Source organism: Methyloprofundus sp. (assembly GCF_965251085.1).
Taxonomy (GTDB): Bacteria; Pseudomonadota; Gammaproteobacteria; order Methylococcales; family Methylomonadaceae; genus Methyloprofundus.
This window is the reverse complement of sequence record NZ_OZ252594.1, coordinates 2,934,522-2,955,237: the sequence shown is the minus strand read 5'-3', so window position 1 is coordinate 2,955,237 and position 20,716 is coordinate 2,934,522. Positions and strand designations below refer to the sequence as shown.

Annotated in this window: 16 protein-coding genes and 4 pseudogenes; 8 read left to right on the top strand and 12 right to left on the bottom strand. The window is 41.7% G+C overall.

All coding sequences use genetic code 11. The annotated features are described in order from the left end of the window. Positions 1-11: 11 nt before the first annotated feature. Positions 12-1,172, top strand: a complete 1,161-nt coding sequence (gene ftsZ, locus ACQY3F_RS13740; RefSeq protein WP_428355445.1) for a cell division protein FtsZ — start codon at positions 12-14, stop codon at positions 1,170-1,172. 215 nt (positions 1,173-1,387) lie between these two features. Next, positions 1,388-2,308, top strand: coding sequence for a UDP-3-O-acyl-N-acetylglucosamine deacetylase (lpxC, locus tag ACQY3F_RS13735; protein ID WP_428355444.1), 921 nt, complete (start codon positions 1,388-1,390; stop codon positions 2,306-2,308). A gap of 105 nt (positions 2,309-2,413) precedes the next feature. Here lpxC and ACQY3F_RS13730 read toward each other — a convergent pair whose 3' ends face one another. The 5 genes from ACQY3F_RS13730 to ACQY3F_RS13710 all read right to left on the bottom strand — a co-directional run bounded on the left by ACQY3F_RS13730 (position 2,414) and on the right by ACQY3F_RS13710 (position 6,331). Then, the gene (locus tag ACQY3F_RS13730) at positions 2,414-2,845 is read right to left on the bottom strand and encodes a DciA family protein (RefSeq protein ID WP_428355443.1); all 432 of its coding nucleotides are present in this window, start codon (positions 2,843-2,845) and stop codon (positions 2,414-2,416) included. Next, a complete protein-coding gene (locus ACQY3F_RS13725; RefSeq protein WP_428355442.1) occupies positions 2,842-3,558 on the bottom strand; it encodes an ABC transporter permease in 717 nt (238 codons plus the stop codon). The genes ACQY3F_RS13730 and ACQY3F_RS13725 overlap by 4 nt, the downstream gene beginning before the upstream one ends. An 18-nt stretch (positions 3,559-3,576) precedes the next feature. Beyond that, the gene (locus ACQY3F_RS13720) at positions 3,577-4,173 is read right to left on the bottom strand and encodes a DUF502 domain-containing protein (protein WP_428355441.1); all 597 of its coding nucleotides are present in this window, start codon (positions 4,171-4,173) and stop codon (positions 3,577-3,579) included. Positions 4,174-4,197: 24 nt separating this feature from the next. After that, a complete protein-coding gene (locus ACQY3F_RS13715; protein ID WP_428355439.1) occupies positions 4,198-4,926 on the bottom strand; it encodes a TSUP family transporter in 729 nt (242 codons plus the stop codon). A 208-nt stretch (positions 4,927-5,134) separates the two neighbouring features. After that, a complete protein-coding gene (locus ACQY3F_RS13710) occupies positions 5,135-6,331 on the bottom strand; it encodes an ISAzo13 family transposase (protein WP_428352931.1) in 1,197 nt (398 codons plus the stop codon). Positions 6,332-6,538: 207 nt separating this feature from the next. Here ACQY3F_RS13710 and ACQY3F_RS13705 point away from each other — a divergent pair, with 207 nt between their 5' ends. Beyond that, positions 6,539-6,997, top strand: coding sequence for a TerB family tellurite resistance protein (locus tag ACQY3F_RS13705; protein WP_428355438.1), 459 nt, complete (start codon positions 6,539-6,541; stop codon positions 6,995-6,997). 410 nt (positions 6,998-7,407) lie between these two features. On the opposite strand, the gene ACQY3F_RS13700 is transcribed toward ACQY3F_RS13705, so the two are convergent. Beyond that, complete coding sequence (locus ACQY3F_RS13700; RefSeq protein WP_428355437.1) at positions 7,408-7,950, bottom strand: DUF2380 domain-containing protein; 543 nt, start codon at positions 7,948-7,950, stop codon at positions 7,408-7,410. Between the two features lie 400 nt (positions 7,951-8,350). Here ACQY3F_RS13700 and ACQY3F_RS13695 point away from each other — a divergent pair, with 400 nt between their 5' ends. Then, positions 8,351-9,265 carry a D-hexose-6-phosphate mutarotase gene (locus ACQY3F_RS13695; RefSeq protein WP_428357693.1) on the top strand — a complete coding sequence of 305 codons (915 nt, stop codon included), beginning with the start codon at positions 8,351-8,353 and terminating at the stop codon, positions 9,263-9,265. Positions 9,266-9,270: 5 nt separating this feature from the next. Here the strand turns inward: ACQY3F_RS13695 and ACQY3F_RS13690 are convergent, their stop codons facing one another. Continuing rightward, positions 9,271-9,816, bottom strand: a complete 546-nt coding sequence (locus ACQY3F_RS13690) for a helix-turn-helix domain-containing protein (RefSeq protein WP_428355436.1) — start codon at positions 9,814-9,816, stop codon at positions 9,271-9,273. A 360-nt stretch (positions 9,817-10,176) separates the two neighbouring features. Between ACQY3F_RS13690 and ACQY3F_RS13685 the strand changes: the two genes are divergently transcribed. Then, positions 10,177-10,614 carry a hypothetical protein gene (locus tag ACQY3F_RS13685; protein ID WP_428355435.1) on the top strand — a complete coding sequence of 146 codons (438 nt, stop codon included), beginning with the start codon at positions 10,177-10,179 and terminating at the stop codon, positions 10,612-10,614. 42 nt (positions 10,615-10,656) lie between these two features. Further along, entirely contained in the window at positions 10,657-12,072 is a 1,416-nt protein-coding gene (locus tag ACQY3F_RS13680; RefSeq protein WP_428355433.1) for a helicase HerA-like domain-containing protein, read from the top strand. A 148-nt stretch (positions 12,073-12,220) separates the two neighbouring features. Here the strand turns inward: ACQY3F_RS13680 and ACQY3F_RS13675 are convergent, their stop codons facing one another. Continuing rightward, on the bottom strand, positions 12,221-14,407 hold the full coding sequence (locus ACQY3F_RS13675) for an IS4 family transposase (RefSeq protein ID WP_428354400.1): 2,187 nt from the start codon (positions 14,405-14,407) through the stop codon (positions 12,221-12,223). 145 nt (positions 14,408-14,552) lie between these two features. On the opposite strand from ACQY3F_RS13675, the gene ACQY3F_RS13670 reads away from it, so the two are divergent. Continuing rightward, entirely contained in the window at positions 14,553-15,233 is a 681-nt protein-coding gene (locus tag ACQY3F_RS13670) for a type 1 glutamine amidotransferase domain-containing protein (protein ID WP_428355432.1), read from the top strand. Positions 15,234-15,360: 127 nt separating this feature from the next. After that, the gene (locus ACQY3F_RS13665) at positions 15,361-15,726 is read left to right on the top strand and encodes an STAS/SEC14 domain-containing protein (RefSeq protein WP_428355431.1); all 366 of its coding nucleotides are present in this window, start codon (positions 15,361-15,363) and stop codon (positions 15,724-15,726) included. 175 nt (positions 15,727-15,901) lie between these two features. Here the strand turns inward: ACQY3F_RS13665 and ACQY3F_RS13660 are convergent. From ACQY3F_RS13660 to ACQY3F_RS13645, 4 pseudogenes are all read right to left on the bottom strand, one after another. Next, a pseudogene (locus ACQY3F_RS13660) lies at positions 15,902-16,579 on the bottom strand (Druantia anti-phage system protein DruA). Between the two features lie 514 nt (positions 16,580-17,093). Then, a pseudogene (locus ACQY3F_RS13655) lies at positions 17,094-18,590 on the bottom strand (ISNCY family transposase). Positions 18,591-18,797: 207 nt separating this feature from the next. After that, positions 18,798-19,403: pseudogene (locus tag ACQY3F_RS13650) on the bottom strand (IS66 family transposase). Between the two features lie 53 nt (positions 19,404-19,456). Further along, positions 19,457-19,867: pseudogene (locus tag ACQY3F_RS13645) on the bottom strand (IS66 family transposase); the annotation flags it as partial. Positions 19,868-20,716: the final 849 nt, after the last annotated feature.

Genomic DNA, 20,716 nt, shown 5'->3' with positions numbered 1-20,716 from the left:
AGGCGAGGGTTATGAAATATGAGTTAATGGATTTAGGTTTGGAAAACGCAGTCATTAAGGTGATTGGCGTTGGTGGCGGTGGCGGTAATGCAGTGGACCATATGGTTAATAGCAGTATTGAAGGTGTTGAATTTGTTTGTGCGAATACTGATGCACAGGCTTTGCGCCGACTGGAAGTGGATACGGTGATTCAATTAGGTGCCGAATTGACCCAGGGTTTAGGCGCAGGTACTAATCCTGAAGTAGGTAGAGAAGCAGCCGAAGAGAATAAAGATATTATTCGCGATGTACTAGAAGGTGCGAATATGTTGTTTCTTACTGCTGGTATGGGCGGTGGTACGGGAACAGGCGCAATTCCGGTTATTGCGGAAATAGCCAAAGAATTAAATATTCTGACGGTAGCTGTGGTAACCAAGCCATTTGATTTTGAAGGTAAAAAGAAAATGTTGGTTGCTGAAGCAGGTATTAAAGATTTAGAGAAACATGTAGATTCATTGATTATTATCCCCAATCAAAAGCTATTGCCTGTGCTTGGCGCTAATGTCTCAATGAAAAAGGCATTTGCAGCGGCGAATGATGTATTACTGGATGCGGTACAGGGAATCACTGAGCTAATCACTAGCCCGGGTATGATCAATGTTGATTTTGCCGATGTTAAAACGGTTATGTCGAGTATGGGGGCGGCGATTATGGGTACGGGTATTGCCAGTGGTGAAAACAGAGCACGTGTCGCCGCAGAAAAAGCCATTGCTTGTCCATTGCTGGAAGATATAAACCTTCAGGGCGCGCGTGGAATATTAGTGAATATTTCTGCTGCAGATATGGGTATTTCCGAGTTCGATGAAGTGGGAAATATTGTGCATGCTTTTGCCTCGGATGAAGCCATCATAAAAATCGGTACAGCGATCGATGAAAGCCTGGGTGATGAAATCAAAGTTACTGTGGTTGCAACGGGTATGGGCGGTTCGCAAAAAACAGTGAGCGCGCCTATTCAAATTGTTCCCCCTATGGCTGCGTCGGGAAATGATTATGATAGATTAGACACACCCACAATTACACGTAATCAAAAGCAGGATAGTAAAGAAACTCGATTTGGCGTACAGCCAAAAAATAATACAGCGGATATGGATTATTTAGATATTCCCGCTTTTTTAAGGCGCCAGGCTGACTAAGTTCAGTTAAATAAATCAAGCGCATAGCCTTTGCCTCAGGCTAATGCGCTTTATTTCAACGCAAAGATTAAGGCAAAACTTCAACTTAGAGTAGTTGCAGGGAACAGGCGTGTAAATTTGTTAGTAAGCAGGGCTAGAGCTAGCTCCGTAGTTTAAGCGGATGTGGTATACTTTGCCAAATTTGATAGCAGACAGATTGGACTCAGGCATAGTAAATGATTAAGCAAAGAACATTGAAAAATACCATCAGGGCAACAGGCGTTGGCTTGCATACAGGCAATAAAATTTACCTGACTTTACATCCAGCTGATATTAATACAGGAATTAAATTTAGAAGAATTGATCTAGATGAACCAGTAACCATTGATGCCATTCCGCATAATGTGGGAGAGACTAATCTGTCCACGACACTGGTAAAAGGTAAAGTAAAAATATCAACGATTGAACATTTGCTATCTGCCATGGCTGGCTTAGGAATCGATAATGCACTTATTGATGTGACAGCTGCAGAAGTGCCTATTATGGATGGTAGTGCAGGTCCTTTCGTATTTTTAATTCAATCTGCTGGCGTTAAGGAACAAGACGCACCGAAGGAATATATTAGAATCAAACATGAAGTTAAAGTCACTGATGGTGACAAATGGGCTGCTTTTTTACCTATGGACGGATTTAAGGTAACCTTTACGATAGATTTTGAGCACCCGGCTTTTGCTGAAAATGTCAAAACCGCAAGTATGGATTTTTCTTCTACTACCTTTGTTAGAGAAGTCAGTCGTGCGCGTACTTTTGGTTTTATGAAAGACATCGAGTTTTTAAGAGAGAACAACCTGGCTTTGGGCGGAAGTCTGGATAATGCGATTGTGATTGATGATGACAAAATACTCAACGAAGGCGGTTTGCGTTATGCCGATGAATTCGTAAAACACAAAATGCTGGATGCTATTGGTGATTTGTATTTGCTAGGCCACAGCTTGATAGGCGAGTATCAAGGTTATAAATCAGGGCATGGTTTAAATAATCAACTATTAAGAGCGCTGATGGCAGATACGGATGCCTGGGAAAAAGTTGCTTTTGAAAATGACGAAGATGCGCCGATTCCTTTTATGCGTTCAGCAGAAAGTCGTGCGGGCGAATAACTAACAACTTCTATAATAGCTGCGGGTGTGCAAAGTAGAGAGGACTTTAGTCCGCAATGACTACATTTCTTAGCGGACCACAGCCCGTTTTACGCTAGATATGTTTTAGCGATTATGTTTTTTTAACGCTTTGCTTAATCCTAATAAAGCGTCTTTTAATTTTCCTTCCGTTAGTGATTCGGCATTATCCCGAAGCAGATTTATGTTCTCTTCCGAGGGAAACACTTTAGTCTCTTGCTCAGCTATTTTAAAGGGTTCGGGGCTTAACACTCTGACCCGGGTCTTGTTAATGCGTTCATTGCTCTGAGCATTGACCGCCTGTTGTATTTGCACAACACAAAAGCGTAATTGTGATGCCCAGGCCGCTGAATTAACGTAAATCATTAAACTGTTATTATTAATAACACAATCTTTAATATGTGCTCGTAATTGCTTAGGGCTTGCTGCTTGTACAATGCGTAGTATTCGCTGGTGCTTGATCAGCTGCAACTTAATTGCCGAAGAATGGGAATACGTCGAGGCGGCTTTAAAGCTCATGAAAAGTGCCGTGCATAAGAATATTTAACAAAACTTAGATATAGCGCAGTTGATAAGCCAGAAGAGCCAAAAATCATAGCCATCACCATAATCTGATAGCGTGCGGCAATAAAAGGTGAAATTCCAGAAAGTATCTGTCCTGTCATCATCCCCGGTAAAGAAACTAAACCCACCGCAAACAGAGAATTAATCACCGGTATCATGGCCGCTTGAAAAGCAATGTTTCGTGCTTCTATATAGCTATGTTTATTGAGTAGTTCAGAATGTAAGCGCTCGGCAGAGAGGCTGACACTGTTCATGGAATTAGCAAACACCATTCCGGCAATAGGTACCATATAATGCGGCGCAAACCAGGGGGTTAAATGTAAAGTACCCTGGGTAATTAATAATAGGGTAAAGCCTCCACCTATAGTGATGGCCAGAAAAGCATATTTATAGAGTGTTAGGCGTAATTCTTTGACGGTACTTAATGCAATCCAGCTAGATGCAAAACACATTATGCATAAAACCAGCAAAATAATATGGCTATTTTCAGCAGCAAAAATAAAGGCTAATGCATAGCCGACCAGAGCAAGCTGGGTTAGCATGCGCATTAACGCGTAGACCGGGTGCACAACATTTAATGACCAGCGTGCAAAGATCAATAAAACTAGTAAAGCAGGAATTAAAGCCAGGGCAAGGTTGCTTAAACTGATGGTTTCTATAGTATCCACAACGTTGCCTAAACTCGCTTATTTTGGTTTCAGGGTTTGTAAATTATCAATATGGTTAAAATCAACGCCGACACTGATAATAAAGCTGGTAGCTTCTTCGATATTCATTTTTGATTTAACTATTTTTGACTCATGCACTATCACGGTAAAACCTGAAGTCGGGTTTGGCGAAGTCGGGATAAAGAGTATATACATATCATCAACTTTGTTAGTCACATAAGCAGGCACCCAAACATCATTTTTGGGGTATTCGGTATACACCACTTCACGCGCTTCTTTTTGTCCATGCCCGGTGAATAGGGTAACGATTTTTTTGATCACCCTATAGATCGAATTTAATAAAGGAATTCGGTTAACAATATTATCGATTAAGCGAATGATCCAGGAACCCCCGACCATCGATAAACGATAACCCACATAAACAAACAAATAAAAGCTGAAAACAAAAATAAAAATGGTAATTAAATAATTATCCCAATAGCCATAAACAAACTGAAACGTGCCAGATATAAACTCTTTCATAAATAACACAATTTGCAGGACAACCACAATCGGGATAAATGCAAAGACACCAATAAGAAAGTAATTGGCAATACGCTTAAGAAAATCGTTCATTATTTTTCCTTTATTATTATATGGTTAAGAGTTAAATGACTTGAGTATTAACAAAATTCCTGAAATAGCCAGAAAAATTGCAAATAAATGAGTATATTTTTGATTATCGATTTGCGTGTAAAGAAATTCTTCAGTAAATAAAAATACCACGACCGAGATTTGCAGTAACATCATATTATCGCTATAAGACATGCTGCTTTCATAGCCAATAATAAACAGAGTGAGCAATTGAAATACCGCGAAAGTTGCATAACAAACAGCGATAGTCACGCGGGTAATATTTTTAGAATGGCCTTGTTCGTGAACTAAAGCGGTAAGCAGTGAGCCGCCTAAATTAGTAATACCATGCACGATGCCCATTATCATTAAATATAATTTTTCATGCTGAATCATGGTTCTTAACGACTGTTCAATACGCGGGTAGAAATTTTTCAGCGCCACATAAATTAAAAACAAGCCGATTAACAGGCCAATATTCACTTCTATATGGGTAATAATAAACAGGAAGAAAATAATAAAAGGAATACAGTACAGGAGGATATTTTTATACAGATCAAAATTGATGTATTGGTAATGCTTTACAACCTGCAACATATTTATGGCGATAGAAATAGGCAGCAATACAGAAAGGGTGTAGCTGAAATCATAGCCCAGTAACAGCAATAGAGGTGTGCCAAATAACAGGATGCCAACCCCGAACAAAGACTGAATAACGGTAGTAAGGATTAAGGCAATTAAAATATCAACAGGCATTTTTTTTACAGTGTCAATTTACGATGTGTTTAAGTATACCTTGCATTGAATGAGTTCTGTAGAGGAAATATGTAAAGACTCTATTCTGTTTCAATGCTGTATTAGGTGTGGATGAAAAGGTATCAGTTGCTACCCTTCAAGTTTATTTCAATAGTAACTTAGGCTTGTTTGTGGGAGGTGTAGCACTAAGGGAGATGGAAAGAAATAATCATCCAGAACAACCAGGAGAAATGGTCAAAAACCATTTCTCCAACGATGGCATTCGGTCAACAAACTGATAATACGTCTTCATTGCTTTTTTACCTACCTTTACTCCTGTTTCATATATTTTTTCTGTTAATTTAACAATAGGTGCTTTGCCATTGTAGGTCATACTTTTGGCAAATTTTAAAGTTGTTTCAACTGTATCCATTATGTCGCCACTAATATGATTTTCATAGGCTCCCCATACTCGTTCAATTGGGTTATATTTACTATGATAAGGAGGGTAGTAGGCCAGTTTTATCTTTATGTTGCTTTTTTCAGCAAACTCCACAAGCCTTTTTATAAACTGAGTTCTGGAGCTACTGTTCTCCATACCATTGTCAGCGTTAATTGTCAGAATATCTACTCCATATTTTTCTTGAATTTCTGGCCAAATTTCTTCCAATCGGTCAACGATGAAATCACTGCTGGCATAGCCTGCTGTAAAGAAAAGGAAAAAATCATCATGTTCAGGCAGATAAAAACCAAAAGGAGTTAACTTTTCCTTAACATCTAAATCATGATCCTCTGCTTTTGTTAAAACCCGATTTCGTCCTCCCCGTGAAAAATTTCCTATATTCATTCTTGCTTTGGCATCAATTGATATACGAATCTCTTTTGGGTTGATATCTGCCATTCCATTGACTGAATGAACTTGTTCAAAAATTGCATCCGTTTCCTTGATTTTCTTATGAGGCTTTGTTTTTTGTACCTTTTTTGGATGGTAACTCAGGTCATTTAATTTTGTATTGATAGTTTTTGAGCAAGGTAATGTTTTTTCATCGTAATAATCAATCTCCAGTAAACGTTTTCTAACTTCTTTAGCCGTTAGCCGGGTATATAATCGACAGGAATTAAAAGAGGGATCCGTTTGACACTCCGGTTCAGCAATTTTTTTTATGTCATCAAGTAGATGAGGAAAATGCTCTTCACTTTTATTACGCCCTCTCGCTGAAAAATTATCTTCTATGGGCTGAGTTTCAAGTTCATATTGTCCTTTTCGGATAGTGCCTCTATTCCATCCTAGTTTTTCTTCAGCAATACTTGCACCACCTGAGCCTAGTAGCTCCACCGTTTCAGCCATGAATATACGACGTACCGAGCCTTTTAAACGATGGGCTGTATTTATAATCCAACCTATAATGCTATCTGTTAATATCAACAAGCTTATCTGCCTAGTGTGAGAATAAATTCAGAATTCATTATTATAAATTATTGAGACACAAGCTTACTTCGTTTGGATGATTATTTCTTTCCATCTCCCTAAGGTCAGACAAAGTGATAATATGTTGAGGGAATAATATACTTCGCGTGGTCACGGATGCGAAGTATACTTCAACAATAATTTTTTAATAAAACAAAAATACGCATGTTAAATCAAATTAAATTGTTCTTTGATGAACATATAAAGCTTCCTGCACCTGAAGAAACATCAGCAGAGCAACTACAAATTGCTAGTGCTGCCTTGTTATTAGAAATGGTGACTATGGATGATAAAATTGAAGCCATCGAACAGGAGACTGTTTTATCATTGGTACAGCAGAGTTTTTCCTTAACATTGGAACAAGCAACTACTTTGTTTGATCTGGCAGAATTGCAAAGAAAGGAAGCTGTTGATTACTATCAGTTTACCTCGCTTATTAATAAGTCATACAATCTGGATCAGAAAATCGAATTAATTGAATCGCTATGGAAAGTTGCTTTTGTTGATGGTGACCTAGATATGCATGAAGAATATCTGGTGCGAAAGATTGCTGATTTGTTATATGTCCCCCATGCTTCATTAATGAAGACTAAGCATCGAGTAAAAATAAGGTTGGAATCATAGGATCATGTGCAATTTGGGCTGAAAATAATATGATTTTAAGTAAGAGTGCCATGAACTCAGTTTTTGCTAAATCGTGGAATAATTAAAATGCATGGCTCTATGTGTTTTTTAGCGTTTAACTGCGGTTTTTAGGTTTAGCGAGAACAAAAATATTTTTCTTGGCTACAGAAGATTTTTAGCAGATTATTGGGGCTGATTTGCGCATTGAAAACACTATTTATAAAAATATTTTACAGCATTTAATTGCACGTTGTAGAGAGGTGAATGAAGAGCTGGAGGAAGATGTTTTTATGATTTACTAACAGAATATGCCAGTTTTTCCGATGTTGATGGCCATTAGATTGTAATGCAACTTTGTGTCCAGCAGAGCAAGGGTTATTCTGGACTATAGCCTAACCTTGTAGCTACATTTAATCTGGCCGATGCTTTGATGGCGGCTTATATCGCTGATCAAGCGTCTTATCAATTTTGACAGTCAGGTTTTCTACTGTTTTAATCGTCAGCTTTTTATTTGGGCCTTTCGCTTCGGAAACGTAATTTCCCACTAGCTTGGCATCGCTAACGCGGATTAAGTGGCCCATTAAATAGGCAAATAAAAAGCTGGGTTTATGCAATCGTCCCACCAGTACATAGTCAGCTTCGTATTGTTTAGCCAGATTGGCAGCAATATCATGATGATCAAATAAATAACCCACACCTCCACTAGCAGTTTTTTGGTCGATAAGAGGAATATTAATAATCACATAATCTGCTTTTTTTAGCTCTGCTTCCAGCAGGGGCCTTATGGATGCAGTTCTTTCAAGCTCAGCAGAAGTTCGCGGAATCAAGGTTAAATCTTTTAGTTCAAAGTCCAGTATGGCAATTCTGGTTTCTGCATTAGCGCCAAGACTGCTAAGACATAACAGACAGGCGATGAATAATCGAGACAACCATGTAAAGTTTAATAGGGTCATAAAATATCCCGTAATATAAGCGATTCAGAAAAAAGTAGGGCGGTGCTTTAGCCCGCCGATTGCGCAATGCCTACGGGCTAAAGCACCGCTCTACATTGAGGAGTGTCCAGAGGCACTTGAAGAGTATACACCGCAAACGACTTAAGCAAATAATTTACGACTTTATTCAGACATCACAAGTATAATTACCCGCCAATAATAAAGTATAGCTTTAAGGGCACTTCTATTAATTCATGATCGGCATCTATACGCTTAAAATATTCGATAACTACGTTGAAAACCTTGTTAATAGCTTGCTATTAACTACGATCTTCGCTTTGTTCTTAAGCATTTTAAACGCATACCTGCTCAGACTGAAATTTATAGAGGTGCCCTTAACTTATAAAATAAGAGAAATACAATTAATATTCAACAATTAAATACCGATTTTGGTATAGAAAATAAAATAGTATTCAGCGAAGGAAAAGGCGGGCTGCCTTGTATTCAGGTTAATAACGATAAAGCTTCAGCTTTAATTTCCGTTTATGCAGGTCAGGTTTTATCTTTTAAGCCTGTTACTCAGACTGAAGATATTATGTTTATTAGCGAGAATGCTTATTTCGCTGAAGGTAAAGCGGCTAAAGGTGGTGTGCCCATATGCTGGCCCTGGTTTGGTGCGGCCGCTGACAATGAAAATTCAATTCAGGTAAAGAAGCCGGACCATGGTTTTGTGCGTACCGATTATTGGTCTGTAGCTGCTGCTGAAATATTAGGAAATGGCGATACAAAAATAGTACTTGAATTCAAAGTTACGCCAGCAACTAGAGAACTCTGGCCCTATAGTTTTCAACTGATTTTAGAAATCCTTGTCTCTGATTCGCTTTCTTTGCAGTTATTAACGCGGAATACAGGCGATCAAGCTTTTGCTATCACAGAAGCTTTTCATGCCTATTTTAATGTCGGTGATGCAAGGAAAATTGTGATTTCGGGTCTGGAAAATACTGAATATCTAGATAAAAATACGGGTTATGATAAGTTCCAGCAGAGTGGTGTAATCAAGATCACAGAAGCAACTGATCATATTCATAACGCTAAAAAACAGCAGCTGATTCTTGATGATCCCGCCTTTAAACGTAAGATCAAAATCAGTTCTTCAGGAAATAAAAATGTAGTGGTTTGGAATCCTTGGGTTGAAGGTGCGATGGCAATGAAGGACTTAAAAAGCGATGATTATAAGAGCTTTATTTGCCTAGAAGTTGCGAATGCAGCAGAACATAGCGTAGAAGTTCTGCCCAATAGTGAATCCATCTTATGGGCTAATTACAGTGTTGCTTGAGTGCGTCAACTTCCGGTACGCGCTGATACTTCAAACCTATCAAGGTTCTTAAAAACCAGTGATGGCCGCACACCGAATATACCCTGAAAACAGTGATTAAAATGTGCCGAATCGGTAAAGCCGCCCTCCATGGCGGCATAAGTTAAATTATCCACTTTGTGCAAGCTGGACATTGCTGCAAGGGTACGACGCCACATTCTATAGCGTCGGTATGGTATATCAGAATGCTCACGAAACAGATGCCTAAACCGGGAAGCTGATAGCCCAACAGTAGCCGCTAACTCTTCCTGACTAATTGGGCTGTCGGGCTCCCGTTGAATGATTTTCATTGCTTTGAAAATACGCGGATCTGCAGTGATAGATGTTTTTTCACTGGTACCTAATAGCTGATCGAGCATCTGCTCAATTTCTACTTTACTTGGCTTATCTTCATAAATTTTCTGAAAACAATCGACCAGCGCGAAATCGAACAGTTCGGTAAGCACTGCATCCCTGACTGGAAAACGTTTCTTGAAATGTATGAAATCCGTAGAAATTTTTTCAACAATCAAGCTAGCGACAATATTCCCGTCGGCTATTATTTCATGCTGACAGCCTGCTGGAATAATAGCGCAACGGCAGAGCTTGGAATTTCCTGTTAAGGTTCTGATATAAAAGGGCTTATACAATCCTATGTTAATGGCTATTGAGCCCATAGAATGAAGCGCTAACTTTTGTATGGGGCCAAAAAATAAAGTACGGGTTGGCCAGATAAAAAGGTTAGGACGAAAAAAGTATTGAGATGCAGGGGCAGCCAGTTTATACAATTTTTTATTAGCAGTCATGATTACAATGGTTTTGTTAAACCTTATGTGTAGGGCAGGCTTGAGCCAGCCGGTAGCGCATACTTAACCAACTATCAGGAGAAAATCATGGATTCTATACTAAATCAAACAGCTGTAATTATCGCAATAGCATGTGCCGGATTATTTTTTATGACGGCTTTAATAACCGGGTGTTGGAAATTTTACTGTATGCTGCACAGTGAGCAATTTCAAGCACCTTATTATGTTGATATTGCTCATCGAGCGTCATTGTTATATTCCTTTGCGGCAATATTAATTGCAGTCTTCGCCTTTTTTAGTCCATTTGCAGTCTGGGTCAGTGTTATTGCAACGATAGCGCCTTTGTTATTTTTTGCAATTGCTATCTTTCACTATATCAAGTTAGGTATACACAATACCACGGATAATCAGTTGCGTGATTCTGAAGACCCAGGAGCAGATAAGATAATCATGCTGAGTTTGATGACCGCAGAAATAGGTGGTTTTCTGGTATTACTAATAGGCTTTTTTATTCAGGTCTTTTAGTATACAGTTAGCGAACAACAACGCTAGGCAAAAGGGAAGACTATGCAGGAAATATTAATTGGTGCAAATGACAAGACACAAATCATAATGGATGCTGCCATGGGGAATCGACATGGCATGATCTCTGGTGCAACTGGGACAGGTAAGACAGTCACCCTGCAGATTTTGGCTGAAGGGTATTCCCGCCTGGGGGTGCCGGTATTTATGGCGGATATCAAAGGTGATTTATCGGGTGTTGCCAAAGCAGGGCAGGCACATGAAAAGATCACTGAACGCGTGCAGCAAATCAGAATTGATGATTTTCAGTTTCGTGCCAATCCGACGGTATTTTGGGATATATTTGCGCACAAGGGACATCCTGTTCGCGCCACTATTTCCGATATGGGGCCTTTGTTGCTTGCAAGTTTGCTGGAACTGAATGATACCCAGTCTGGAGTTTTATATAGCTGTTTTAAAATCGCTGATGATCAGGGCATGTTATTGCTGGATCTAAAAGATTTGCGTGCCATGCTTAACTGGATGGGAGAAAACTCCAAAACTTTAAAATCGGAATATGGCAACATTTCTTCAGCCAGTATCGGCGCAATTCAGCGCCGTTTATTGGTTTTGGATGAACAGGGAGCCAGTGAGTTTTTTGGTGAACCCGCCATTAAAATTGATGACTTTCAACGCACTGATTTTTCCGGAAATGGTGTAATAAGCATTCTCGATGCCACTGATTTAACCTCCAAATCGCCACGTCTGTATGCCGCTTTTTTATTATGGCTGCTCTCTGATTTGTTTGAAACTTTACCCGAAGTGGGCGATGCAGAGCAGCCTAAGCTGGTTTTATTTTTTGATGAAGCGCATTTGTTATTTGACCGAGCGCCACGCGTATTGGTAGATAAAATCGAACAGATTGTGCGCTTGATCCGTTCCAAAGGCGTGGGGATTTATTTTATCAGCCAGAGCCCGATGGATATTCCTGAAGATGTTTTAGGGCAATTAGGCTTAAAAATTCAGCATGCATTGCGCGCTTACACACCCAAGGATCGTAAAGTCATTAAAGCGGTCGCAGACACTTTTCGTAATAACCCAGAGCTGGATACTGAGCAAGTAATAAAAGAACTGAAAACGGGTGAAGCTTTGGTCTCAGTATTAAACAAAGACGGTAGCCCAACACCGGTTGAGCGTGTAATGATTCGTCCTCCTGAATCGCAAATTGGTGCATTGACAGAAGCTGAGCGTACCGAAAGCATGGGACGTTCACCCTATAAAGATCGATACGATCAGGATATCGATAGGGAATCGGCCTATGAAATGCTTAAACAAAAAGCACAGAAAATGGCTGAAATGTCAGCGCAACAGGTAAAACCAAAAACGGGTCGTAGCCGTCAAACTGCAACTGAAGCCATGTTAAAAAGTGTCGCGCGTAGCATTGGTAGCCAGCTAGGACTGCCTATTACCCATAAATCATGACACACAATATCACCCGCCTTCCAGCAGCAAGAACCCTGCACACAAAAGCTGCAAAGCTGCGTACCCTCGCCACATGATTTGATGACCGGGCGGGGGATCTTTTTTCCGCCCCAGATGTCCTCCAATTCTTGCTACCAATTGTACAGCTTCACCTAGTAACAAAGGGGGTTTTAATCTTTTTTTTTGCGTAGGCGTGCAGGGTACGCAATTCAACATCAGAAAATAATATTTCAGCAGGAAGCTCAGGCGTTTCTCTACCCAGAAGCGTCATGAGCATGATCCGCCAGGCGATAACCAGATTGATACCAATCGCCCGACGCAACCGCTCAGCCGTTTCATGAGCAAGATCGTCAATTTTACAGCCTGATTTTAGCACACGATGCCAGTCTTCAATTCGCCAGCGCAACGTATACCAACGCAAACACTTTTCAATGTCCTTTGCGGATTCAATTTTAATCGTTGTCAGTAAAAACCACTCGACGGCCTTTGTGCCTTGAGGCGGGTTTTCTTCTAGCGCATGGATAAGCTGTATTTCAACCGGCTCTTTGTCATGATAATAGCTGGGAGCAGGGAGTTGTATGGCTAAGTGACGCAATGCCAGTTCTGCCCGCCTTCCTGGTCTTGCTGCTTTGGCTTTTTGCTTGCTTTTTTTAGGCCGGGCACTTTGCTGGGGAACATTGACGCTAACTCGACTTTGTACTCTGGTTTCACGAATGGCTGCGAACAGCTTGAAGGGGGATTCATTAATATTACGGTCGTGCTGAGCACGAATAAGCAGTTCAACACAGGGATTTTTTCTTTGTTCATCAAACAATTCAAAAAAATCAGCTTCCCGGTCACAGACATTAATCAGTTGTGTTTGCGGCATGGTGGCCGCTAATTCAACCAGGTCACGGTGGTGCTCTATCCAGACAAAGGTCTTTTTTTCTTCAATCGGTATTTTTGATGGTTTACGTTTGTCATCGGGCAATCGGGGGTGCGGAGCAATACACTGTGCTTTTAGGACGCCCAATGGCAATCCGTTTGGCGCAATGGCGAAGCTTGAGTGTAAAGTCAGTCCTTTGGTTTTTGCACCGGTCTGGTTGGCTTTCAACTCCCCTAAACCACTGCATTTATCCAGGTTTGTGTAGTTGAGTTCACTGCCATCTTGCAGGCATAGCACCGTTTTTTGCCCCATCATCCGTCGCGCTGTCCGTTCGCGGTGAGGTTGCAAGATATTTTCCAGATTAACGGCTGAGCCTTCTGGCTGGTCAATCATGCGATAGTAGGCCTTGGTGGCGGGCCAGTCACCTTCAACTGTCCCTGAGAAGGCACTGCCAGGGTTCTGGGCTTTTGCATGAGCGACGTTGACGAGTCTTTTGCTTAATCGTTTATCACCCAGTGGCGCACCGCCAAATTCATGTTCGGCCCATTGCGCAGCATCCAGTCCTTCACTGATAGTCAGTGCGCCCAGACCTGCATTGGCTGATAATCCCAATTGTTTCCTGAAAGAGGTGTCGAGTGGGTACATATAAATCGTTTTTTGACTTAATGTCGAGTCATTATGCCGGTCCTGGCGTCCCCGCCCTTTGGTTTTTCCGATGGCCAACCAGTTTGAAGCCTTATAGCAGGTGCCCGAATAGTGCTCGGTATCAACAAAGCTTTCAATGAGCAAGGGTGAGTATCCATACTGCCGGTTAAAATCTTTTGCTATCGTTGCCATGCTCATGCCTAGTACTTTCGATGCCAGGTTTTTGCAGTTGACACTGGGACGGATCAAAAAACGACTCATCCCGACGATCATATGGAGCTGTGCTTGATGCTCTTCTTGATTCCAGCCTATCCATTGATCGCGGGCGGATAATTGCAAAGCCGGCGCGGCATACCCAATCCCTCCTAACCAGCCATGCTCGGAACGAATCAGGTAGCGCATTTGCCTGCCCACCAATATTGCTGCTTTCAGGTAGTGTTCTGTAAGCATCAGTTCATTCCAGGTTCGCATCTGATCTGCCTCTTGTACTAGTACCAATTCAAGCGCTGCAATGTGCCTGACTTCATCGGGTACATCAACAGGATGTGGTACGGAGTCCGTTAAACGGCGGGGTGATTTTGTGCCCGTTTTGTGTTGCACCCTGGGTAGCTCAAAATGCCCCGATGATTCTAGATCACGGAGTGCTTTCAGGCAGCCACTGGTTTGCATTTCCCCACGTGCATCGTGAAATTCAAAGTGTGTACAGACTTGTTTGGCTAAATCGCTTCTATGTGCAACCCCCCCCTTGCCTTCCAGTAATTGTTTGATGTATTCTATATTGCTTGATAAGGAGAGTGTTCGTTTGATTTGGTTTTGTTTATTCATGCCTTATAGCATGCAATAATTATTCTTGATTGTCCAGCTGTAATTTATGGGTAATAGGCAGAGCTAGGAAGACAAATAGTCAGAGGTTTTATGGGCTCATTATTTGGCGGGCGTAAATAAGTATAAAAATCTCATAGGAGAGTAGATGAAGATTCTAATGGTACTCACATCGCACGATCAGTTAGGCGATACCGGCTTGAAAACAGGTTTTTGGTTAGAGGAGTTTGCTGCACCTTATTATGTGTTTAGTGATGCACAAGCGGATATTAGCATTGCTTCCCCGAAGGGAGGTCAGCCGCCTCTGGATCCAAAAAGTGATGATCCGGCAGCGCAAACCGAAGCAACCGAGCGCTTTAAAAATGATCAGTATGTGCAGGAAAAATTAGCAAATAGCCTAAGGCTGGCAGAGATTTCAGCGGATGATTATGATGCCGTATTTTACCCAGGAGGGCATGGGCCATTATGGGATTTAAGCAATAATGCATCTTCGATTAACTTAATTGAAACAATGTATGCGGCGGGGAAACCCGTGGCAGCGGTTTGTCACGCTCCGGCGGTATTGTTGCAGGCTAAATCTGCGGATAATAATCCCTTGCTACAGGAAAGATCTGTAACGGGTTTTAGTAATAGCGAAGAAGCAGCGGTACAACTTACCGAGATAGTGCCATTTCTGCTTGAAGATAGCTTAAAAGCAAAAGGGGCTGATTACACTAAAGTAGATGATTGGCAACCTTATGTTATTACTGATGGAAATTTGATAACAGGGCAAAACCCTGCTTCATCTGAAGCAACAGCAAAAGCAGTATTAAATTTACTTAAACTATAGACTCTTTATTGATAAAAATATGTGTAGGGCGTGGCTTTAGCCCGCCTTTTTATCTAACAAAGGCGGGCTAAAGCCACGCCCTACAAATCCGCAACCGTGACCGCGCCAAGAGTATATAGGTGAAATCATGTTAGAAATATTAGATATTGGTGTAGATAAAGCTGTTGCGTATCATTTGTCAGGTAAGATTAGTGAGGAAGATATGCAGCTGGCCTTTAGTGTACTCAAGGAAAAAATTGAGCAATATGGTGAAGTCTATATTTACCAGGAAATAGATGATTTTACCGGCATTGAGTTTGATGCGGTGATCGAAAAAATAAAGTACTTGTTTAAAAATGGCATCTCAAATATAAGCAGAATCGCCGTGGTAACTGATAAACCGTGGTTGCGAAAGATTGTCGGTTTTGAAGATAAGCTATTTAAAAGTATCGATATGCAATGTTTTGCACAACAGGATAAGGCGCTAGCTGTAGAGTTCTTAACGAGCGCTTAATCCTAGAAAAATCATTTTCTCATGATTTCTAGCACAAGTTCTTGATTCCACCGGACCTCCTAAAAATCTTAGCTTAACCTATGGGTGAAGCTAAGATTTTTTGAAAGTGTTATATTAATTCAATATCTTGCACTATAAATTCGGTAAATATTCGACCAACACATACTACCTAGAATCAGCGAGTTAGGTGGCTTCTAAACTGACGACACAGCGGATAAAGCCATAAGTCTTTGATGGGTACGCTTTGTTTACCAGCAGGTCCCAACTTGCCGCGCCCTTTGGTTTTACCTACGTAGATCCAGTTGGCGGCTTTGTAACAAGTCCCTGCAAATCGCTCAGTATCAACAAAAGTTTCCAGTAACACCGGACGGATGCCATAACGCTCTTCCCATTGTGTAGGAAGGCGACGAGCTATCATGGATAAAATAGTGGAAGCAAGATTTTTGGATTTCACCTAGGGCATAATCAGAAAACGGGCATTGTTCACGACTAACGGCAGGTTTTTTTGCCGCTGTTCGTGGCTCCAGCCAATAAACTGATCACGTGGTGCCGTTTGCCAGGCGGCCGCACTAAAACCGAGCGCTGCAATAATTTGCTCGTCGAGGATGACGAAGTAGCAAAGCTGTGCGCCGGGTAGCGGCTTGTGCCCCAGGTAGTGGTAGCGATGTATGTACTCATTCCATAGTCGTGAATGATCACGGGTGATGACTGGACAAAGCTGGATGGCCGCAAGTTCATGAACAGGCCGGAGGATCGCTGGTTGCGGGTCCGTCTGTTCAGTAAAGTTGAGTTTCTGTCGCGGGGGTGGTTTGCGCCGTGGTGGCGGCAGAGCGATAAGTCCATCTTCTGCCATGCGCAGCATGGCAACACGGCATGACATATCCTTGAGCCCCCCATCAGGCTTGTACCAATCAAGCATCCTGCAGGTCAGGCGCGAAAGTTCGGCACGCGTGCGCCCAGCATCCTCGGCAATCAATTTCCGCATCTGTTCCAGTTCCTGCTCGCTAAAGTTTCGTCCACAATACCGTGTCATGGTGATTGGGGCTGTTCTGACTCGAGTGGAGTCGCAGTCAGTTCAGGCAAGGGTTTGCTCAACTGCTGTTTGCGCGACTCGCTCATCATCCAGGGAATAAACGGGCGGATGTCTGAGGGAGGCTGCCCACCATTATTCGCACAGGCATCTAGATAGTGCCTGAACGAAAAGTCAGTTTTTTAAAAAAACATCACACCCAATCTACCATAATATTTTCCGATTTGGCTTAGTTGAGATAACAATCCACCCATTATTACGAATTTGCTCAGCACAATGCTATTGTGCCACTTTTCAGACATACTAATCCCTCAGTAAGGCCACTTTCTTTAAAAACTTAAGCGGCTTTCTTTTTTTCTTTGGCCAATCGTTGTCGTTCCATATCTCGTTTAATTGCGCCCACTTTTTGTATGTTCCTTGATAATACAGCCAGTGCGGTATAGCGTTCAAAACCATCAATTCCATGGTCCCGACATTGACTCAATCCATGAACCTGCAATGCATTAATGGCCGACTCAACAGCTGAGTGTTTCTTTTTGGCCTGTTTAAATTCTTCGGCATATTCACGTTCCTTATCCTTGAGGGATAACTTCCCTTTTTTCGGCAAAGTCACTTCATCAAGTATCTCTTTCAGCCCACTTTGATTGCTCTTGCTATGAAAGCCTTTGTCAAAACTACACGCATTGAACGCTGGAAATTTCGCTTGTGTCGCTTCAACCATACCTATGGCTATTTTATCATCCGTTTCTTTTTGCATGACCTTATGATGCAGTATGAATCCGTGGTAGTCTTCAACTATACAGACGCGTATACCTAATTCAACGGGAACCCCTGCCTTGCCTTTGCTAATCTATTCGGTATGTGGCTGAAACAGGGAAAATACTTTTTCATCATGAGGGATGGTTTCTCCCTCAATCACGCGTCGTCTGATCTGATCGACTTGTCGATCGCCATGCTGGAGAAAGGTTTGCATCTTAAGCAATAGGACTTCTGGAACCTTATAGGTGCTTATTAATAACGCATAACTTTGAGTGACTCGGTTCAGGTACTTTTGAGCTAAATCAATATAAACCTGATGTGCGTTACAAGTCAAATCGGCCTGAGCCCGTTTTTTCTTTTCGTCCTTCGAGGTGGAATGACGCAGCTTTTGAATCCGTCTATATTGTCGTTTGAATTCAGTGAGGTTATGTTTATGCTGCCGCCAATCGGGAAGGTCGTGTTCCTGGCACCAGTAAACACACTGACGGAATAAGACCCTCATCACATCGTAAAGCAAGTTAATGTCGGTTGGAAAGTGAACATCGGTTTTTAAGACAAATGAATCGCAACGCCCCTGAATGGATGCAGTGGACTCTAAATTAAGCAACTGATAACCCGAGCGAATGACTTCAGTATTAATGCGATCCATGATCTCAGGTGTAAATAACTTTAGATTATCTCTTAGGGTTTGTAAGCGATAGTTTTTGTCATCAAAAGTACCGTGCCCTAGCATCATTCTGAGCGTTCGATGTTCGTTGGCGAGTTCCTGGATACGATCGAAGTCAGCACCGAGTGCTACCCGTAAGGTGCCTAATACCAGAATACGCCACTGTTCCATGCCGGGACGACCTTTATTTGATGAGACGGCAGCTGTTTCATCACTGCCTTTTTTGTTCTTGCGCGGGATGACTTCTTGAAGAATTTTGAAAACAGCTTCTTTTAAAGGGCCAGTTGTATAGATGTGTTGCAAGCCCAGCAGGATGAGTGGAATATCATCGCGTGATGTGACATCAATGACGATGTTGGCAATATCGACTTGTCCTATTTCCAGTTGTGATGATATGACATTTCTCATGGTTTTTTTTGCGGCGAAGTTTTGCTAATAGAGGGCTGATATTGAAGGCTCAGTATTTGCTAATGCACTTTTTGGATAACAAGACCTATTTAAAAACAGTGACTTATGTGTTTTGTATGAAAAATACTAAAATGGCGGTTTTTGAATCTTTAATCGTTTTATTAGCTGTTATTATAGCATAGTTAGCTGATTTTAAAGGGAATTTAGTTATTTACGTTCAAGCACTAGATAGTCGTGAAGCCAGTGATGTGGGTTCAATCCCCATAACAGGATTGTCTGAAACAGTGAAAACATCATGGCTGCCAGTCTGGCACTCCATTGACTCCCTGAACCATAATAGTTTTTACGCCCCATACCGGGATTACGCATACGCCGCTCGGCGATATTGTTGTCCATGGGCACCTGGGGATTAGCCACAAATACCATCAATCCTTTCCCGTGGTTATTCAGGCTGTTTAGGATCTTGCATTGAATGCGCTCTAGGTTTTTGTTCTCTTTCTCCGCTTCCAGTAAATGCGCGTAGCGCTCTTTCATCTTTTGGCTTGCCTATGCAAGGGCTTGATGGTGTTGCTTGAAGTCTTGATTCTGGGTTTCCAGGCTTTTTGTTTCGTCCCACTCTTTCAGGCGTTGCTTGTTAAGATGATAGAGTTCGGCAATGAGTTCGACCCAATCAAGCATCCATGCTTCAAGTTTCGGATAGCTTCTGGCGGCATCCAGAAAGTCACGGCGGACATGTGCCCAGCAGAAAGCCAGTATGATCTGTGGAATTTCCCGTGCCAGCCGAATGTAACCTTTATAACGATCACAGACCACAATGACCTGTTCCAGGTGTTTATCCAGTCCGGAAAAATACTTGATGGGTATATCCCACTACGGCTAGGTGCCAGTATGTAATAGACTACCGAACGGGACTGAGTGACCCACAACCACCAGCGGTAGCCCGTTTTTCCCTCTATGATTTCAAACACTTTCCAGCCGGTTTCATCATTATGGAATAGATCTTTGGTGAGTTGTTTTTTAACCAGTTCATTGACGAGCGGTTCGAATAGCGGAGCTATCTTCTGTAATCCACCCGTGAGTGTGCCAGGGGCAATGCATAGACCTCGATGTGTGTAATCTGTACACAAATTATTGAGTGCTCGTGAGAACAGAAACTTGTTAAGCAGAACTTCTCTCCATACCGAGATGCCAATACCACTTTTGGGGATAAGACGTGGTGCAGGAGGAGCCGTAATCAATCCGGTGACTCCCTCGCATTGACAGCCCTGAACAGTCATCTTTCGTTTGACACGACGAATATAGCTGTTAACCTTTATTTCAACAATATTTGAATCCTCTGTCTGTGACAGAAGCTTGTAGGGTTTTGTACAAACTAGGCACAACGTGTTTTCAGCAGCAATGTCATGCTCTTCTTCAATAATCGGCAAATCAGGACGGGGAGTGCGCCCGTGTCCCTTGCTACCTTTTTGCTGGCCACGAGGCCGAGGTGTATCAGTATGATTATGTCTTCCAGAACTATTTCTCTTGGCAACGCCTTTTTCAGTTTTTTTGCCAAATAGGCGTTGTTTCAAGTCTCGAATGCGTGCCTGTGCAGATTCAAGCTCTAGCTTAAGATCTTCATTTTTCTGTTTGACCTGGTGATACTGTCCTTTCCAATAGTTTGCATCCCATTTAAGCTGTATATACTCTGCTTGTGTCAGTTCAATGACAATTTGAGCAAAGGGAGACTTTGTGATTTCTCCTGTCTCTATGCGTTGCGGACACGCTGCTGAATGTTGGGAGGCACTTTCCATGAACACCTTTATACAGGGTTTTGGATGATGTGTCCCGTACTCTTTTTATTTATTGCTGTATAGATGGGTTAGTCGAATATTTACTAAATTCAGACATCTTGATTCGCTATCCTGAAAGAAATCCATTAAAACTTAAACTAGGCAATATAATTAAAGGGTTAGGGAATTATTGTCAAATGATTGATATTTTCAGCTAAAGAAATGAAAATGGTACTCATTTAGGTTAAACTAAGCCCTCATATCATACGAGGTATTCAATTAATGCAGCAACTCATGCTCCCAATAATTCCTCAGGGTACGACTATTGCATATTCTTATGATCATGAACACCCA

Excerpts from the sequence above, each read along its gene's own strand:
- ftsZ (WP_428355445.1), top strand. The coding sequence starts at position 12 with ATGAAATATGAGTTAATGGATTTAGGTTTGGAAAACGCAGTCATTAAG.
- lpxC (WP_428355444.1), top strand. The coding sequence starts at position 1,388 with ATGATTAAGCAAAGAACATTGAAAAATACCATCAGGGCAACAGGCGTT.
- ACQY3F_RS13730 (WP_428355443.1), bottom strand. The coding sequence starts at position 2,845 with ATGAGCTTTAAAGCCGCCTCGACGTATTCCCATTCTTCGGCAATTAAG.
- ACQY3F_RS13720 (WP_428355441.1), bottom strand. The coding sequence starts at position 4,173 with ATGAACGATTTTCTTAAGCGTATTGCCAATTACTTTCTTATTGGTGTC.
- ACQY3F_RS13715 (WP_428355439.1), bottom strand. The coding sequence starts at position 4,926 with ATGCCTGTTGATATTTTAATTGCCTTAATCCTTACTACCGTTATTCAG.
- ACQY3F_RS13705 (WP_428355438.1), top strand. The coding sequence starts at position 6,539 with ATGTTAAATCAAATTAAATTGTTCTTTGATGAACATATAAAGCTTCCT.
- ACQY3F_RS13700 (WP_428355437.1), bottom strand. The coding sequence starts at position 7,950 with ATGACCCTATTAAACTTTACATGGTTGTCTCGATTATTCATCGCCTGT.
- ACQY3F_RS13685 (WP_428355435.1), top strand. The coding sequence starts at position 10,177 with ATGGATTCTATACTAAATCAAACAGCTGTAATTATCGCAATAGCATGT.
- ACQY3F_RS13680 (WP_428355433.1), top strand. The coding sequence starts at position 10,657 with ATGCAGGAAATATTAATTGGTGCAAATGACAAGACACAAATCATAATG.
- ACQY3F_RS13675 (WP_428354400.1), bottom strand. The coding sequence starts at position 14,407 with ATGAATAAACAAAACCAAATCAAACGAACACTCTCCTTATCAAGCAAT.
- ACQY3F_RS13670 (WP_428355432.1), top strand. The coding sequence starts at position 14,553 with ATGAAGATTCTAATGGTACTCACATCGCACGATCAGTTAGGCGATACC.
- ACQY3F_RS13665 (WP_428355431.1), top strand. The coding sequence starts at position 15,361 with ATGTTAGAAATATTAGATATTGGTGTAGATAAAGCTGTTGCGTATCAT.